Annotated in this window: 16 protein-coding genes, 4 pseudogenes and 1 riboswitch; of the genes and pseudogenes, 8 read left to right on the top strand and 12 right to left on the bottom strand. The window is 67.0% G+C overall.

All coding sequences use genetic code 11. The features are described from left to right. Positions 1-1,112, bottom strand: a 1,112-nt coding sequence (locus tag RMO12_RS02480) for an efflux RND transporter permease subunit (RefSeq protein ID WP_309638086.1), incomplete at its 3' end; no start/stop codon positions are given. A gap of 24 nt (positions 1,113-1,136) precedes the next feature. Further along, positions 1,137-1,289 carry a hypothetical protein gene (locus tag RMO12_RS02475; protein WP_309638085.1) on the bottom strand — a complete coding sequence of 51 codons (153 nt, stop codon included), beginning with the start codon at positions 1,287-1,289 and terminating at the stop codon, positions 1,137-1,139. 216 nt (positions 1,290-1,505) lie between these two features. On the opposite strand from RMO12_RS02475, the gene RMO12_RS02470 reads away from it, so the two are divergent. Continuing rightward, positions 1,506-2,633: a beta-propeller fold lactonase family protein gene (locus RMO12_RS02470; RefSeq protein WP_309638084.1), complete on the top strand. Its 1,128-nt coding sequence runs from the start codon at positions 1,506-1,508 to the stop codon at positions 2,631-2,633. A gap of 89 nt (positions 2,634-2,722) precedes the next feature. Here the strand turns inward: RMO12_RS02470 and RMO12_RS02465 are convergent, their stop codons facing one another. The 6 genes from RMO12_RS02465 to RMO12_RS02440 all read right to left on the bottom strand — a co-directional run bounded on the left by RMO12_RS02465 (position 2,723) and on the right by RMO12_RS02440 (position 7,056). Further along, the gene (locus tag RMO12_RS02465) at positions 2,723-4,246 is read right to left on the bottom strand and encodes a HAMP domain-containing sensor histidine kinase (RefSeq protein ID WP_309638083.1); all 1,524 of its coding nucleotides are present in this window, start codon (positions 4,244-4,246) and stop codon (positions 2,723-2,725) included. After that, complete coding sequence (locus RMO12_RS02460; RefSeq protein WP_309638082.1) at positions 4,243-4,977, bottom strand: response regulator transcription factor; 735 nt, start codon at positions 4,975-4,977, stop codon at positions 4,243-4,245. The genes RMO12_RS02465 and RMO12_RS02460 overlap by 4 nt, the downstream gene beginning before the upstream one ends. A 35-nt stretch (positions 4,978-5,012) precedes the next feature. Next, a complete protein-coding gene (locus RMO12_RS02455) occupies positions 5,013-5,726 on the bottom strand; it encodes a DUF6969 family protein (RefSeq protein WP_309638081.1) in 714 nt (237 codons plus the stop codon). 30 nt (positions 5,727-5,756) lie between these two features. After that, positions 5,757-5,966 carry a hypothetical protein gene (locus tag RMO12_RS02450; protein WP_309638080.1) on the bottom strand — a complete coding sequence of 70 codons (210 nt, stop codon included), beginning with the start codon at positions 5,964-5,966 and terminating at the stop codon, positions 5,757-5,759. 58 nt (positions 5,967-6,024) lie between these two features. After that, positions 6,025-6,474 (bottom strand): YHS domain-containing (seleno)protein, encoded by a 450-nt coding sequence (locus tag RMO12_RS02445; protein WP_309638079.1) that lies wholly within the window; start codon positions 6,472-6,474, stop codon positions 6,025-6,027. 156 nt (positions 6,475-6,630) lie between these two features. Beyond that, the gene (locus RMO12_RS02440) at positions 6,631-7,056 is read right to left on the bottom strand and encodes a hypothetical protein (RefSeq protein ID WP_309638078.1); all 426 of its coding nucleotides are present in this window, start codon (positions 7,054-7,056) and stop codon (positions 6,631-6,633) included. 35 nt (positions 7,057-7,091) lie between these two features. On the opposite strand from RMO12_RS02440, the pseudogene RMO12_RS02435 reads away from it, so the two are divergent. The 6 genes and pseudogenes from RMO12_RS02435 to metF form a co-directional block, all read left to right on the top strand. Then, positions 7,092-7,307: pseudogene (locus RMO12_RS02435) on the top strand (Fic family protein); the annotation flags it as partial. Positions 7,308-7,498: 191 nt separating this feature from the next. Beyond that, positions 7,499-7,589: riboswitch (S-adenosyl-L-homocysteine riboswitch) on the top strand. 82 nt (positions 7,590-7,671) lie between these two features. Then, positions 7,672-9,123 (top strand): annotated as a pseudogene (gene ahcY / locus RMO12_RS02430) (adenosylhomocysteinase). A 116-nt stretch (positions 9,124-9,239) separates the two neighbouring features. Continuing rightward, a complete protein-coding gene (locus tag RMO12_RS02425) occupies positions 9,240-9,575 on the top strand; it encodes a FitA-like ribbon-helix-helix domain-containing protein (RefSeq protein WP_309638077.1) in 336 nt (111 codons plus the stop codon). Continuing rightward, entirely contained in the window at positions 9,575-10,063 is a 489-nt protein-coding gene (locus RMO12_RS02420) for a type II toxin-antitoxin system VapC family toxin (protein ID WP_309638076.1), read from the top strand. Before RMO12_RS02425 ends, RMO12_RS02420 begins: the two co-directional genes overlap by 1 nt. 27 nt (positions 10,064-10,090) lie before the next feature. Next, entirely contained in the window at positions 10,091-10,879 is a 789-nt protein-coding gene (locus RMO12_RS02415) for a TlyA family RNA methyltransferase (RefSeq protein WP_309638075.1), read from the top strand. Next, the gene (gene metF, locus RMO12_RS02410) at positions 10,876-11,730 is read left to right on the top strand and encodes a methylenetetrahydrofolate reductase [NAD(P)H] (protein ID WP_309638074.1); all 855 of its coding nucleotides are present in this window, start codon (positions 10,876-10,878) and stop codon (positions 11,728-11,730) included. Before RMO12_RS02415 ends, metF begins: the two co-directional genes overlap by 4 nt. 47 nt (positions 11,731-11,777) lie before the next feature. On the opposite strand, the gene RMO12_RS02405 is transcribed toward metF, so the two are convergent. The 4 genes and pseudogenes from RMO12_RS02405 to RMO12_RS02390 form a co-directional block, all read right to left on the bottom strand. Continuing rightward, positions 11,778-12,209: a nuclear transport factor 2 family protein gene (locus tag RMO12_RS02405; protein WP_309638073.1), complete on the bottom strand. Its 432-nt coding sequence runs from the start codon at positions 12,207-12,209 to the stop codon at positions 11,778-11,780. Positions 12,210-12,298: 89 nt separating this feature from the next. Beyond that, positions 12,299-12,394: pseudogene (locus RMO12_RS02400) on the bottom strand (transcriptional regulator); the annotation flags it as partial. A gap of 50 nt (positions 12,395-12,444) precedes the next feature. After that, positions 12,445-12,762: a helix-turn-helix transcriptional regulator gene (locus RMO12_RS02395; protein WP_309638072.1), complete on the bottom strand. Its 318-nt coding sequence runs from the start codon at positions 12,760-12,762 to the stop codon at positions 12,445-12,447. A 111-nt stretch (positions 12,763-12,873) separates the two neighbouring features. Beyond that, positions 12,874-13,110, bottom strand: a complete 237-nt coding sequence (locus RMO12_RS02390; protein WP_309638071.1) for a hypothetical protein — start codon at positions 13,108-13,110, stop codon at positions 12,874-12,876. A 219-nt stretch (positions 13,111-13,329) separates the two neighbouring features. Here RMO12_RS02390 and RMO12_RS02385 point away from each other — a divergent pair. After that, positions 13,330-13,661, top strand: a pseudogene (locus RMO12_RS02385) (transposase); the annotation flags it as partial. Positions 13,662-13,666 lie beyond the last annotated feature (5 nt).

The following is a 13,666-nucleotide window of genomic DNA, read 5'->3' as shown; positions in this document are numbered from 1 at the left end:
GACGTCGTCCACATCACCACACCGACGACCACGCCGACGGTAGCCAGCGCCAGGGCGGCCAGTGGCGTGCGCATGGCCGCGTCGATCAGCCTGCCGCAGGCACCTTGAAGCTTCTGCAGCAGTTTCGATGAGGCGTTTTCGGGCAACGGCGCGTTGGCCAGCAGGTAGAAACTGAGTGCCGGCGTCAAGGTGAGCGCGACCGCCAGCGACGCGAGCACCGCGACGATGAACGACCAGAACAAGGGCTTGAAGAAGGGCGCCGACAGCCCGTGCATGAACAGCACCGGCAACGCGGCCAGCACGATGATCGCCGTGGCATAGAGCATCGGGCCGCGCACCTCGATCACGGCACGCGTGATGATGGTCAGCGACGACTGGCCTTTGCCCCCGTCGCGGGCCTGGCGCAGCCTGCGCATGATGTTGTCGACGCTGAGGATCGCGTCGTCGACGATCACGGCCACCGCAAGCATCAGCCCGGCGATGATCATCATGTCGATGTTGCCACCGCGCGCTGTGAAGACCCAGGCCGCGGCCAGCAACGAACACGGGATGACCACGGCCGCAACCAGCGCGGCCCGCCAGCTGCCGAGCAGCGCCCCGAGCCCCAGCACCACCAGCACCAATGCGGCGACGACCCCGGTCTTGAGATTGCCGGTGGCGCGCTCGATGAAACTTGCAGGCCGATAGATCTTGGTGTCGACCTCGATGCCCTTCATGCCCGGGCTCAGCTCGCGCAACGCCTTCTCGACACCTTCGGTCACTTGGGTGGTGTTGGCGCCGGGAAACTTTTCGACCACCAGCATCAGGCCGGTGCCTTCTTTCAGCAGCGCATCACCGATCAGCGGCTGGTTGGCTTCGACGACCGTTGCCACCTCGTTCAGCGCCAATGACGTGCCGAAGACCGGCACCTTGGCGAAAGTTTCAGGCGTCGTCGTAGGGGAGATGTGGCGCACGCCGAGGCGCTGGTTCGGCGTGTCGATAAAGCCACCGGCACCCGGTGTCGAGGAGTTCAGGTAGGTCAGCGGGGAGGCCCAGACGGACTCGCCGACGGTCTTGATGATCTGATCGAGCTTGACGCCCCTGGCCTGCATCCTGGCTGGGTCGACCTGCACCTGCACCTGTCGATCACGATGGCCCTAGACGGACACGTTGGCCACGCCGGGGACGCCGACCAGGCGCGGAACGATGTTCCAGCGGGCCTGCACCGACATCTCGATCAGCGACACCGTCTTCGAACTCAGGCCGATGTTCATAGCGCCGCGCCAGCTGCGGAAGGCCGGAACTGCCATTGGTGAGCGTCGGCTACAGGGCAATTGATCGCGGCCGTCCATCCACCGTCGACCGGCTGCGAGTGGATCGCGACCGCCCTTTGGTCGGGCAAACCTCCATTCGCGTAGAAAACGGTGATGGTTCCGTGAGGACACGACGAAGGCGTGACCCAAGACTCCATCGCGCGTTGCAGTCGCAGCGCGTCACCTGCCTAAATCGCCCAATGGAGCATCACGATGAAACACACCCGACGCAATGCATTCAAGATTCTCGGCCTGGCCTTGGCCCTCGGTGGCCTGAGCCTGCCGGCGGCGCATGGCCATGACGATGACGACGACGACCGTGCCGGCCGCGTCTTCACCAGCACCAACGCGGTGGCCGGCAACGAACTGCTGGTCTATGCGGCACCGCGCGACGGCGCGCTCACCCTGCAGGCCCGGTTGGCGACCCAGGGCCAGGGCACGGGTACCGGCCTGGGCAACCAGGGGGCCGTGACCTTGAGCGGCAACGGCCGCTTCCTGTTTGTCGTCAACGCGCTGAGCAACAGCGTCTCCACCTTCGCGATCCGTCGCAATGGCCTGGAGCTGCGCTCCACCGTGGATTCCGGTGGCCAGCGGCCGATCAGCGTGACCGAACACGAGGGCATCGTCTATGTGCTCAACGCCGAGGGTGCGGGCAACGTCACGGGCTTCCGCAATGCCGGCGGCACGCTGCAGCCCTTGTCGGGCAGCACGCAGCCGTTGTCCGCGGCGAGCGGCACCGGGTCGGCCCAGGTCGGCTTCAGCCCCGATGGCGACGTGCTGCTCGTCACCGAGAAGGCCACCAACAAGCTCGCCAGCTACCGCGTGCGCGGCGACGGCCGCATCGATGCGCCGGTGGTGACGGCCTCGGCCGGGGCCACGCCGTTCGGTTTCGCCTTCGACCGGCGCGGCCATGCGCTGGTGTCCGAAGCCTTCGGCGGGGCGGCCAACGCCAGTGCCGTGTCGTCCTATGGGTTCGAGGACTGGGCGCCGGCCAAGCCGATGCTGATCAGCCCGACCGTCGGCACGACGCAGACGGCGGCGTGCTGGGTGGTGGTGACACCCAACGGCCGCCATGCCTACGTGACGAACACGGGCAGCGGCACGATCAGCAGCTACAGCGTGCAGAAGTCCGGCAAGCTCACGTTGGCGCAGGGCATCGCGGCAACGTCCGGCGCCGGCCCGGTCGATGCGGCCATTTCAGCCGATGGGCGCGGCCTGTTCGTGCTGAATGCGGGCAGCAACAGCATCACGTCGTTCAGCATCTCGCATGACGGAGCGCTCACGGCGACAGGCAGCGTGACGGGCTTGCCCGCGGGCTCCAACGGCCTGGCAGCGAACTGACCGCAAGGTGAGTGACCGGCCCGGCGCCCCTACCCGAAAGCGTGGGGATGGCCGGGCCGTTTTTCGGCCTGCAGGCCACGCCGTGCGGCTCAGGCCGCTTGAGGCAGCAGGAACTCGAAGCGCGTGCCACGCATGAACTCCGAATGCACACGCACCACGCTGCCATGCAGGTCCAGGATGCGCTTGACGATGGCCAGGCCCAGCCCCGAACTCGTGGATGCGCCCGACTCCTCGGCGTCGGTGGTGCGCCAGTAGCGTTCGAAGATGTGGGGCAGGTGCTCGGTTTGAATGCCACAGCCGGTGTCGCTCACGCTGATCTGCATGAAGGCACCGCGGTTCTCGATGGCCAGCGCCACGGTGCCGCCCGATGCGGTGTAGCGCAGCGCGTTGTCGATCAGGTTCTGCAGCACGCGCTCGATCATCGCAATGTCGGCAAGCACCTTGGCCTGAATGTGGCTGCCGGCGGCAAGGCTCAGCGACACGCCGCGCTGCTGGGCAGCGAGACGGTAGTTCTGCACCACGTCCTGCAGCAGCTCGGCCAGGCAGAAGACTTCCTGCTTCGGCTCGACCCGGCCGGCATCGAGCTTCGACAACTCGAACAGATCGGCGATCCGCTTGCCCAGCAGCTCGACATGGCGCAGCGCCGTGCGCAGGTGCGTGGCGCGCGCCTGCGCGTCGATGGCCTCGCCGCGAACCAGCACCGTCTCGACATACCCCTGGATGCTGGACAGGGGCGTGCGCAGGTCGTGCGAGATGTTGCTCACCAGTTCACGGCGCTGCCGGTCAGCGTCTTCGAGCCGCTGGAACTGTTGCGCGATGCGCTGTTGCATCGCATGAACGGCACGACGCAGCACGCCGATCTCGTCGCCGGAATCGCTGCGCAGGTGCGCATCACCATCGTCGCGGAACGACTTCAGCTCGTCAGTGAGCTGCCGCAGCGGCCGGGTCAACTGCTGCCACGCCAGCCACAGCACGACTGCCGCCAGCAGTGCAGCCAGCGCCGCGCCGACTGCCATGGCACGCAAGGCATCGGAGTTCGCCAGACTGGCCGAGACGCCCTGCGCCATGCTGCCGTTGAGCACGATGTACAGGTAGCCCATGCCCCCACCGGGTTGGGCGACCGCCGCCACGGAGAACGTGTTCGCGCGCTGGGCGTTGCGCGGGTCGGTGCCCAGCACCGGCAACAGCACGGTGGCATCGTTGGTCGCGGACAGCAGCCGCCGCACCGGGGCCAGATCGACCTGTACGCCCACCGGGTCAGACCCCTGCAGGCCTTCCAGTGCATGAGCGAGGACGCGTCCGTTCGCGTCCAGCAGGTACACCTCCACCGCCGGGTTGACCATCATCACGTGCAGGGCCAGCTCCTTCATGCGGCTGCGGTCGGGTTGGCCGTCCGCGGCGATCAGGCCCGGGGGCTGATGGTCGACGACGTAGCGCGCCAGCCCAAGGTTCATGCGCTGGCCGGCCTCGAGCGCGGTCTGCGCGCTGTAGTGCTGCAGCAGGAAGTACATCGCCGCGCCCAGCCCCAGCAGCAGGGGCACGGCCACGAGCGCGGCGCGCACGTGCAGCCTGCGCCACAAGGATCCGGCCGCTTTCTCATGCGCTGCACTCATGCGGCCACTTCGAACCGATAGCCCACGCCCCACACGGTGTGGATGAAGGCGGCCTCTTCGCGTTCGTCGCCCAGCTTGCTGCGAAGGCGGTTGATGTGGCTGTTGACGGTGTGGTCGTAGCCGTCGTGGCCATGCCCCCAGACATCGGCCAGCAGCTCGGTGCGGGTGAACACGCGGCCCGGGTGCTGAACGAAGTGCCAAAGCAGATCGAACTCGCGCGGGGTCAGCACGATCTCGGCGCCGGCCAGCCAGGCGCGGCGCTGCACCCGGTCCACCTTCAGGCGGCCCTGCTCGATGTGCGAGAGCTTCTGCGCCGCGGCCTCGGCGGTGCGTGCGGCCGTCACGGCCGAGCGGCGCAACAAGGCCTTCACGCGCGCCTGCAGCTCCAGCACGCTGAACGGCTTGGTCAGGTAGTCGTCGGCGCCCAGTTCGAGGCCGAGCACGCGGTCGAGCTCTCCGCTGCGCGCCGTGAGCATCAGGATGGGCACGTGGGAGGCCTGCGCGCGCACTTCGCGGCACAAGTCCAGACCGTTCAGGCCGGGCAGGCGAATGTCGAGCACGATGGCATCCCAGGTTTGCTGCAGGGCGAGTTGCAGGCCACCCGGGCCGTCGTTGGCCAAGGTCACGCTGGCGGGCAGGTCCGCCAGATGCAATGCGATCAGTTCGGCGATGTCGCGCTCGTCCTCGATCACGAGAATTCTGCGCGTGGCATGGCCTATCGCTACTGCCATCGGGCGGGCTCCGGATCCGGGGTAGGTAGTGTCGGTCATGTCGCGGGCGCAAGGCCGCGGGACGTCAGTTCCCGCTCGATGTGGTTCAGGTCGGCGATCCAGTCCAGACGCGCCGAGCTGACGACTTCGATGCGTCGGTCGTTCAGCGCCCGTTCCTGGCTCGGTTGCGCCCCGAGGCGCCGATCACGCGCATGCAGCACGCGGGCGATCACCGGTTCGTAAAGACGCACGAAGGCCGTCAGCCAGGCACAAGAGTCGGTGTGGCCGGAGACTTCTTTCACTTCGAAGCGCCGAATCATCCCTAGCGTGGTCTCGGCGTCGAACCAGTGGCCATCGGTGACCCAATGGTTCACGCTGAAGAGGCTGACGGGCAGGCCGCGCGCATTGAGGCCGATGGCGATCAGATGGCTGGGCGCGCTGCGTTTCCACTCCTCGATGCCCGGCCCAGGCGGTGGCCCCAGACGACGCCGCCGGCCACCGCGTGTGGCGTGCCAGAACAAGTGCAGGTGGCCGTGCTCGGCGTCGCCGGCACGGTGGCTGTGATAGAAGAATTGCGAGCCACGGCGGCGGTCCACCACGCCGCCTTCGGGGTAGTGGTCGAGTGCGACGACGCTCGCGCCGGCCACCCAGCTCTGGATCAGCGAGCCATGCCGCTGCGTCGCGCGGCGGAAGCTGTCCAGGCTGGTCCGCGCGGCGTGGTACGTGCGCAGCAGTTTGGCGTCGCTCAGGCGGCGCAGCGGCAATCGCATCGCTCGGTGGCGTCGCGAACGGCCGGCGGCCTACTTCTTGGCGCCGCAGGCACCGCACTTCTTCGCGCTGCAGATGCCGCATTTCTTGGCCGCGCAGGCGCCGCATTTCTTGCCGCTGCAGGCACTGGCGGACGTGCTGCAGCGGGCGCGGCAGGCGCCACCGGCGCAGCCGGCCAGGGCGGCGGCGGTCACGACGGCGGTGGCCAGGGTGCGGGACAGGTCGAGGGCGAGTGAGTTCATCTGGGTCTCCGGTGGTGGCAAGGGTGGGTGGCGGGCAGTGGTGTCGGGACGCTTACCGTCACTGGCTTTTGAGGGAGGTCCAGTTCTGGTTCGCACGGGTGATGAAGCCGGGGATGTCCTCCTGCCAGCGCTTTTGCACGGCAGGGCTGAGGTTCAGGTACAGCTTGCCGCCGACGATCCGGAATGCCGTCGGGTCGATGTCGGGCTTGTAGCCCTGGGCCACGCCGTATGCGCAGTAGCCGCCGTACTGCGGCTCGTACTTCGACGGGTCGGCCTTGAACAGTTGCAGGTTCGCCTCGCTGGCAAACCAGTAGGTGGTCGCGCCCACCGTGGCGCGGTACTCGGGCCGGCCGGCGACCGGCCTGCCGTCGACGAAGTAAGCCACCGGGTCGTGGCCATGGATCGCAATGCCGCGCGCGTCCAGGTTTGTCGGTCCCGCGGCCTGTGCCCATGCGGGCAACAGCGTGGCTGCGAGGGCAACTAGAAGGCTTCGTCGAAGTGCGCGCATGGTCGTGGTCGGCTCCGTGAAAGCCGATCTTGGCGATGTCGCCTCCGCGAGTCGTCACCGAACCATCACGGACCTGTCAATAAATGCCCCGGGTGACATGCAAGGGCTGGTTTCGGGCACGCCTCTCCATCAGGCCGCTTGCGCTGGACACAATGATCAGCGCGCCTGACCGACGATCGAGACGCCCTCCAGGCCGCCCTTGGCGCCCCGGTGCACGATCGGGCAATTCAGCACCATGTCCGTGCTGTCGAGCCGAACCGAGCCCGCCTCGGCCGCGGCGAGGACCTGTTCTTCCGAGGTCAAGGTCCGCGGCTCGCATCCTGCGGCCCAGGTCACCGTGACCATGCGCCACAGCGGGCTGTAGGCCTTGTCCCGGTTCAGGTGGCCCATCGGCTGGGGCGCCGACGCGAAGACGCTGGCCTGCTTGAAATTGGTGACGGCATAGACCTTGTCCACGGACGATGGCTGGCCGGGGCGCTGCGGACCGCGCGGCAGGGCGTCCGCCAGACGCGGCGCGAAGTTGGCCTGCTTCTCCTGGGCGACCCGGGCGTCCGACACATCGGTGGTGACGTAGAAAACCACCTCGCCCTCGAACCAGCCCTGTTGCAGCTCTCGGCCATTTCCTGTTCGTCTACGTTCACCCGTATTTCGACGGTAACGGGCGCATGGGCCGCTTCCTGATGAACGCGATGCTGGCGTCGGGCGGCTACCCGTGGACGGTCGTCCCGCTCGCAATGCGCGACCGATACATGGCCGCCCTCGAATCGGCCAGCGTCAACCAGGACGTCGGGCCGTTCGCAGACCTGCTGGCGGAACTGGTCAAGCAGCGATAGCGCCTCGAGGCCCGATCCGGCGACGGGGCAACCAGGCAGCCAGCCGCTCTCGAGGGCAGCTCATCGGGCTCAACCGACTCTCCGGCGCAGGCGAACGCCGCGGACAAATCGGTGAACCGGCGATTGCCGGCGCTCGCCGGGCGCGCGTGCGCTGCACGCGCCGGGGCACGGCGAGCGTGGCTACAATCGCGGCTTCCGAGGAGCGTTGCAACCGTCCGCCGTGTCCCCCACGCCGACGGCCAGGCTCGGAAACCTTCCCCAAGGTAACGGCGCTCACCCGCAGGTTCTTCGGCGCGCGGTGAGTGAAAAACCCCTCTGCTCTGCGCCTTGCCCTGCGGTTCACGTCGTTGAACCGGAGACATTCATGAGCGCCGTTCTCAAACCGCAAACGCAGCCTGCCGCCGTGCAAGCCGCCGACCACGCCATCGCCGACCCCTCGCTCGCCGCCTGGGGCCGCAAGGAAATCAGAATCGCCGAGACCGAGATGCCCGGCCTGATGGCCATCCGCCACGAGTTCGCCAAGAGCCAGCCGCTGAAGGGCGCGCGCGTCACCGGCTCGCTGCACATGACGATCCAGACCGCCGTGCTGGTGGAGACGCTGCAGGCGCTCGGCGCCCAGGTGCGCTGGGCCTCGTGCAACATCTTCTCGACCCAGGACCATGCCGCAGCCGCACTGGTGGCTCAGGGCACGCCGGTGTTCGCCTACAAGGGCGAGAACCTCACCGACTACTGGGACTACACGCACCGCATCTTCGACTTCGGTGCCAAGGGCACGGACGCCGAAGGCCCGAACATGATCCTCGACGACGGTGGCGACGCCACCTTGCTGATGCACCTGGGCCAGCGGGCCGAGAAGGACGCCTCGCTGATCGCCAAGCCGAGCAGCGAGGAAGAGACCTGCCTCTTCGCCGCCATCAAGGCCAAGCTCGCCACGGACGCGACCTGGTACACGCGCAAGAGCGCGCAGATCATCGGCGTGACCGAAGAGACCACCACCGGCGTCCACCGCCTGAACGAGATGAGCGCCACGGGTTAGCTGCTGTTGCGCGCCATCAACGTCAACGACTCGGTCACCAAGAGCAAGTTCGACAACCTCTACGGCTGCCGCGAGTCGCTGGTCGACGCGATCAAGCGCGCCACCGACGTGATGATCGCCGGCAAGGTCGCCTGCGTGGCCGGCTACGGCGACGTCGGCAAGGGCTCGGCGCAGGCGCTGCGTGCCCTGAGCGCGCAGGTGTGGGTGACCGAGATCGACCCCATCAATGCCCTGCAGGCGGCGATGGAAGGCTACAAGGTCGTGACGATGGAGTACGCCGCCGACAAGGCCGACATCTTCGTCACCGCCACCGGCAACAAGAACGTGCTGACGTACGCGCACATGGCGGCGATGAAAGACCAGGCCATCGTCTGCAACATCGGCCACTTCGACAACGAGATCGACGTCGCCGCGCTCGAGAAATGCCAGTGGGAAGAGATCAAGCCGCAGGTCGACCACGTGATCTTCCCCGACGGCAAACGCATCATCCTGCTCGCCAAGGGGCGTTTGGTGAACCTGGGCTGCGGCACCGGCCACCCGAGCTTCGTGATGAGTTCGAGCTTCGCCAACCAGACCATCGCGCAGATCGAGCTGTTCACCAAGAGCGGCGAGTACCAGTCCGGCAAGGTCTATGTGCTGCCCAAGCACCTGGACGAAAAAGTGGCGCGGCTGCACCTGCAGAAAGTGGGCGCGATGCTCACCGAGTTGAGCGACGAGCAGGCCGCCTACATCGGTGTGCCCAAGGCCGGGCCCTACAAGGCCGACAGCTACCGCTACTGAACCCGCTACCGAGCCGCAAAGTCGCAATGCGCTCACGGTCAAGTGGAAAGTGCCGTGGTTGACATGCAGCCATCGTGGCGCCAAAATGGATGTGCGAAACCATTTTGGAGTCAACCATGGGCATCAATCTTTCCATCAAGGGCGTGCCCGAAACCTGGGCCGAGCGACTGCGATTGCGTGCACAGCACAACCACCGATCCCTGCAGGGTGAGCTGATGGCCATCATCGAACAGGCGGCCAGCGAGCCGGTCGGCGCGACTCGAGCCGCGCCGGTGCCGGCCGCGGCAAGCGCCAGAGTGACGGGCGCCGACCGGCGCGGCCAGCCCATTCGCAAGCGCGCGGGCAAAAGCATTGAGCAGATCGCTGCCGAGTTGCGTGCGCTCTACCCCGAACCCGTGACCGACGCGCCGCGCTCGGTCGACATCGTGCGCGAACTGCGCGACGGCCGCTGATGGCCCGCGCCCGCCCTGCCAAGGCCACGCACGCCGGCACCGTCAAAGCGCTCGCGCCCGGCCCGACCCTGGTCGTCGCCGAAGTGCCTGCGGTCTACCGCGTCCACCCGCCCACCGTCGCCGACTGCAACCTGCTGGGTGCGCTCCTGTTCCAGGAGCCCGAGCGGGCGCTTGCCGAGCAGCACATCGTCGGGCGCACGCTGCACGCCCCGGACCTGCTCGACTACGAGATGGTGAGCGTGGCGGTCAAGAAGGCGCGCCAGGGCCGCGGCGACATCGCCGCCGACGGCATCGCGCGCTATCTGCAGGTGCCGATCGAGCTGCATGAGGTCGACCCGACCGAAGTGTTGGCGCTGGCGCAGCGCTACCAGCTCACCGCCTACGACGCCGCCTATCTGTGGTTGGCTGCCGAACTGAAGGCGCCGCTGGCCACCTTCGACAAGAAGCTCGGCGCGGCGGCGCAGCGCCACCTCGGCGCTCTCGAGTGAGGGCGCCCTGATGCCGCCCCGTAGACCATGACCCGCGCCGACGTCCTGCTCGCCGCGCGCGGACTGGCGCCCACGCGCTCGGCCGCACAGCGCCTCATCGAGCGTGGTGCCGTGCAGCGGCGCGGCGTCGCCGGTTGGGTGGCGCTGCGCAAGAGCGGCGAGGAACTCGCCAGCGACTGCGAGCTGTGCATCACCGACGACGCCGAGCTGCGCTGGGTCTCGCGCGCCGGGCTCAAGCTCGAGGCGGCGCTGGCGCGCACCGGCCTGAGCGTGCAGGGCGCCCACTGCCTCGACGTCGGCCAGGGCACCGGCGGCTTCACCGAAGTGCTGCTGGCAAGCGGCGCGGCGCACGTGGTGGGCGTGGACGTGGGGCACGGGCAACTGCACCCCTCGCTGCGCGCGCATGCGCAGGTCAGCGCGGTCGAGGGCGTCAACGCACGCAGCCTCACGCGCGAGGCGCTCGGCGCGCTGGCGCCGGTGCCCGCAGGCGGCTTTGATCTGCTCGTGGCCGACCTGAGCTTCATTCCCCTCACCACCGTGCTGCCGGCACTGGTGCCGCTGCTCGCCCAAGGCGGAGCCTTGCTCGCGCTCGTCAAGCCGCAGTTCGAGCTGCAGCCGCAAGACATCGGCAAGGGCGGGCTGGTCAAGCACGCCAGTGCCTACGCCGAGGTCGAGCGCAAGCTGCGCGAGGCCTGCCTTGGGCTTGGCCTTGGCGTCACCGCCTGGCTGGAAAGCGCCGTCACCGGGGGTGACGGTAACCGAGAATTCTTTATCTGGGCCGTGCATGAGCAGCGGCCCCTGGAGCCCAAAAAATGAGTTCGACCCCGTCCGCGAAACGCCTGCCATTGCCGGTGAGTTTTGAGTTCTATCCGCCCAACACCGAGGCCGGCGGCGACAAGCTCAAGGCCGTGGTGCAAGAGCTGGGCAAGGTCGCGCCCGAGTACTTCAGCGTCACCTACGGCGCGGGCGGCTCCACACGCGAGCGCACGCTCTCGATCGTGCAGGACATCGCCGCACTGGGTTTCGAGGCGGCGCCGCACCTGTCATGCGTGGGCTCGACGCGCGCCAACATCGCCGAGATCCTGGCCAGCTACCGCGAGCACAAGATCAAACGCATGGTGGCGCTGCGCGGCGACCTGCCGAGCGGCACCGCGACGGCGGGCGAGTTCCGCTACGCCAGCGAGCTGATCGCCTACGTGCGCGAGACCCGAGGGGCTGACCTGCACATCGAGGTCGCGGCCTACCCTGAATACCACCCGCAGCAGCGCTATGCCAAGCGCGACCTGCAGCACTTTGCCAACAAGGTGCGGGCCGGCGCCGACTCGGCGATCACGCAGTTTTTTTACAACCCCGACGCCTACTTTCACTTCGTGGACGAAGTGCGCGCGCTCGGTGTGGACGTGCCGATCGTGCCGGGCATCATGCCCTTCCACAACTACGCCCGCATCGCGCAGTTCGGGCAGCGCGACGGCATCGAAATACCGCGCTGGGTGGCGCTGAAGATGGAGGGCTACATGGACGACACGGCGTCGATCCGCGCGTTTGGCCTGGACGTGGTCACCCGGCTGTGCGAGCGGCTGGTTGCCGGCGGCGCGCCGGCTATCCACTTCTACACGCTCAACCAGTCGGCGCTGGCGCTGGAGATTTGTGCGCGGTTGAGGCGTTGATTTGTGACGCAGCAGTGCGCTGCACGCTGCCGTCTCGGCGCCCGGCCCTATCCGTTGATCACGGACGCTGCCGGGCGTGGTGTCGTAATCGGATCCGCGTGCCGATGAACGAGCTTCCAGGTGCCGAGCTCTAACCGAAATACGCTGGTGACCCGGACAGCTACCGAGACGAGTTCTGCGCCACCGCCGACCCTGGCTCGCCCGCGTTCTACTTCGACAATACACGCGAGATGGTCGGACGCATACCTCGCTATGAGTTCGACACCGGTGACCTCTCCATCGCGGTAATGCGAGGCGGCGCCGGCTAATGTTGCCGCAACCTTCTGCTGGCCGAGTGCATATGGGCCGAAGGGATTACCCAGAGTCACGTCCTCTGCATCAGAGTACAACGCTTGGTAAACACTGGGGTCGCCTTTCAAAATTGCGGCTAGAGCCGCGTGGCTCTGTTCGATCGCAGTGTCGATGTCATTCGTTGCCATGTAAGCATCTCCGTTCGTTGGTGTTGCTCCGGTTGCCCGGTGTCCCCTCGATGGAAGGGTTCGGCCCCATCGCCGCAGACGCGCTCGGCTTATGCGGCCTCGGCGTGTAGCTTTACCCCGAGCGCGCGTGCAACCTTGAGCACAGTAGCGAAGCTCGGATTCCCATCGGCGCTGAGTGCCCGATGGCCCGATGCCGCTTGACAGATGGGGACGCCCTTGTAGTTCGAGTTGGGCGTCACGTTGCCTTGTGCGGCACGAGCTTTACTTGAAGCTCGCACCCGACTGCACTTGCATAACGTTTGAGCGTTGCAAGCGACGGTGCGTGCTTGCCGGCGGATTCGAGCCGTGAAATGGCACTCTTTGTAGTGCCCATGCGTTCCGCGACGGCGTCTTGCGTTAGGCCAGCGCGGGCACGGGCCTTGAGCATTTGGCCGGCGACTTGATACTCGAGTTCCAAGGCGTCGTATGCCTGAGTGAAGCCCTTACGCGCGCCAGCCTTGGCAAGAAACGCCTTGTGGTCGTGGGGAACGGGTTTGTACTTCAGCTCAACCATCTTGCACTCCCAAATTGTTGGCTTTTCACCGGCTGCCGAAGGCGGTCCGCTGGAACGAAAGAGAGGCGTCTCTATTCGATTGCGGTGCGTGGAGAGCGGGATGTGCATTGCCTATTTGCTCGCTTGCGATGCCGCTTTAGCAGGGGTGCCTACCTTCTTTGCCACCGACTGTGCCGCGTTGTCAGTAGCCTGTGCTCCGCGTTCGATTCCACTCGCCGCAGCTTTGACGCCGCGCTCGACACCACTGGCAGCAACCTTCGCGCCGTGTTCGGCGGCCTTCACCCCACGTTCGACGCCGCTTGCGGCCGCCTTCGCCCCACGTACGACCGCCTTCTCCACCTTTTCCAAGACTCCCGGCTCCGCGGCCGCGGTCGAACGGGATGGAGTAGCTGTTTGGGCGGCTACGTTGCTCACAAGCACGAGCAAAAGCGATAGCAACGATGCGATCTGAGACTTGGGCATCCACGGAGTTAGAGATGGACCAGCGCAAATGATATCGCTCAAAGCAGCGCGGTCAGTTGCGGTGGACTGAGGCATCCGGTGCCGTGGTTGATTGAGGTGTTCGCTCGACAGTTCGGTGCCTGGATCGGCCTGGTGCCGCGCCAGCACTCCAGCGATGGCAAGAACAAGCTGGGCGGCATCACCAAACGCGGTGACACCTACCTGCGCAGCCTGCTGATCCAGGGCGCCAAGTCAGCGGTGATGACGGCGCACAAACGCAGCGACCCGATCTCGCTGTGGGTCACGGCCCTGCGCGAGCGCTCGGGTTGGCCGTGGCGCTGGCCAACAAAAACGCGCGCATCCGGTGGGCGGTGATGACCAAGGGCCAGGCGTTCGACGCGCGGCATGTGAGCGTCAAGCCGGGTGCGCCTTCAACACCGGCAGCCACTGCCGCATAGCGAGC

The organism is Methylibium sp., assembly GCF_031393925.1.
In the GTDB taxonomy this organism is placed as follows: Bacteria; Pseudomonadota; Gammaproteobacteria; order Burkholderiales; family Burkholderiaceae_C; genus Methylibium.
Note: the sequence above shows the minus strand (reverse complement) of the source record. Positions and strands in the feature narration are given on the sequence as shown.

What these genes read in the sequence shown, in the direction of transcription:
- RMO12_RS02460 (WP_309638082.1), bottom strand. Translation starts at nt 4,977, where the DNA reads ATGGCAGTAGCGATAGGCCATGCCACGCGCAGAATTCTCGTGATCGAG.
- RMO12_RS02395 (WP_309638072.1), bottom strand. Translation starts at nt 12,762, where the DNA reads ATGGTTGAGCTGAAGTACAAACCCGTTCCCCACGACCACAAGGCGTTT.
- RMO12_RS02425 (WP_309638077.1), top strand. Translation starts at nt 9,240, where the DNA reads ATGGGCATCAATCTTTCCATCAAGGGCGTGCCCGAAACCTGGGCCGAG.
- RMO12_RS02450 (WP_309638080.1), bottom strand. Translation starts at nt 5,966, where the DNA reads ATGAACTCACTCGCCCTCGACCTGTCCCGCACCCTGGCCACCGCCGTC.
- RMO12_RS02455 (WP_309638081.1), bottom strand. Translation starts at nt 5,726, where the DNA reads ATGCGATTGCCGCTGCGCCGCCTGAGCGACGCCAAACTGCTGCGCACG.
- RMO12_RS02405 (WP_309638073.1), bottom strand. Translation starts at nt 12,209, where the DNA reads ATGGCAACGAATGACATCGACACTGCGATCGAACAGAGCCACGCGGCT.
- RMO12_RS02415 (WP_309638075.1), top strand. Translation starts at nt 10,091, where the DNA reads ATGACCCGCGCCGACGTCCTGCTCGCCGCGCGCGGACTGGCGCCCACG.
- RMO12_RS02420 (WP_309638076.1), top strand. Translation starts at nt 9,575, where the DNA reads ATGGCCCGCGCCCGCCCTGCCAAGGCCACGCACGCCGGCACCGTCAAA.
- RMO12_RS02465 (WP_309638083.1), bottom strand. Translation starts at nt 4,246, where the DNA reads ATGAGTGCAGCGCATGAGAAAGCGGCCGGATCCTTGTGGCGCAGGCTG.
- RMO12_RS02470 (WP_309638084.1), top strand. Translation starts at nt 1,506, where the DNA reads ATGAAACACACCCGACGCAATGCATTCAAGATTCTCGGCCTGGCCTTG.
- RMO12_RS02475 (WP_309638085.1), bottom strand. Translation starts at nt 1,289, where the DNA reads ATGGCAGTTCCGGCCTTCCGCAGCTGGCGCGGCGCTATGAACATCGGC.
- RMO12_RS02445 (WP_309638079.1), bottom strand. Translation starts at nt 6,474, where the DNA reads ATGCGCGCACTTCGACGAAGCCTTCTAGTTGCCCTCGCAGCCACGCTG.
- metF (WP_309638074.1), top strand. Translation starts at nt 10,876, where the DNA reads ATGAGTTCGACCCCGTCCGCGAAACGCCTGCCATTGCCGGTGAGTTTT.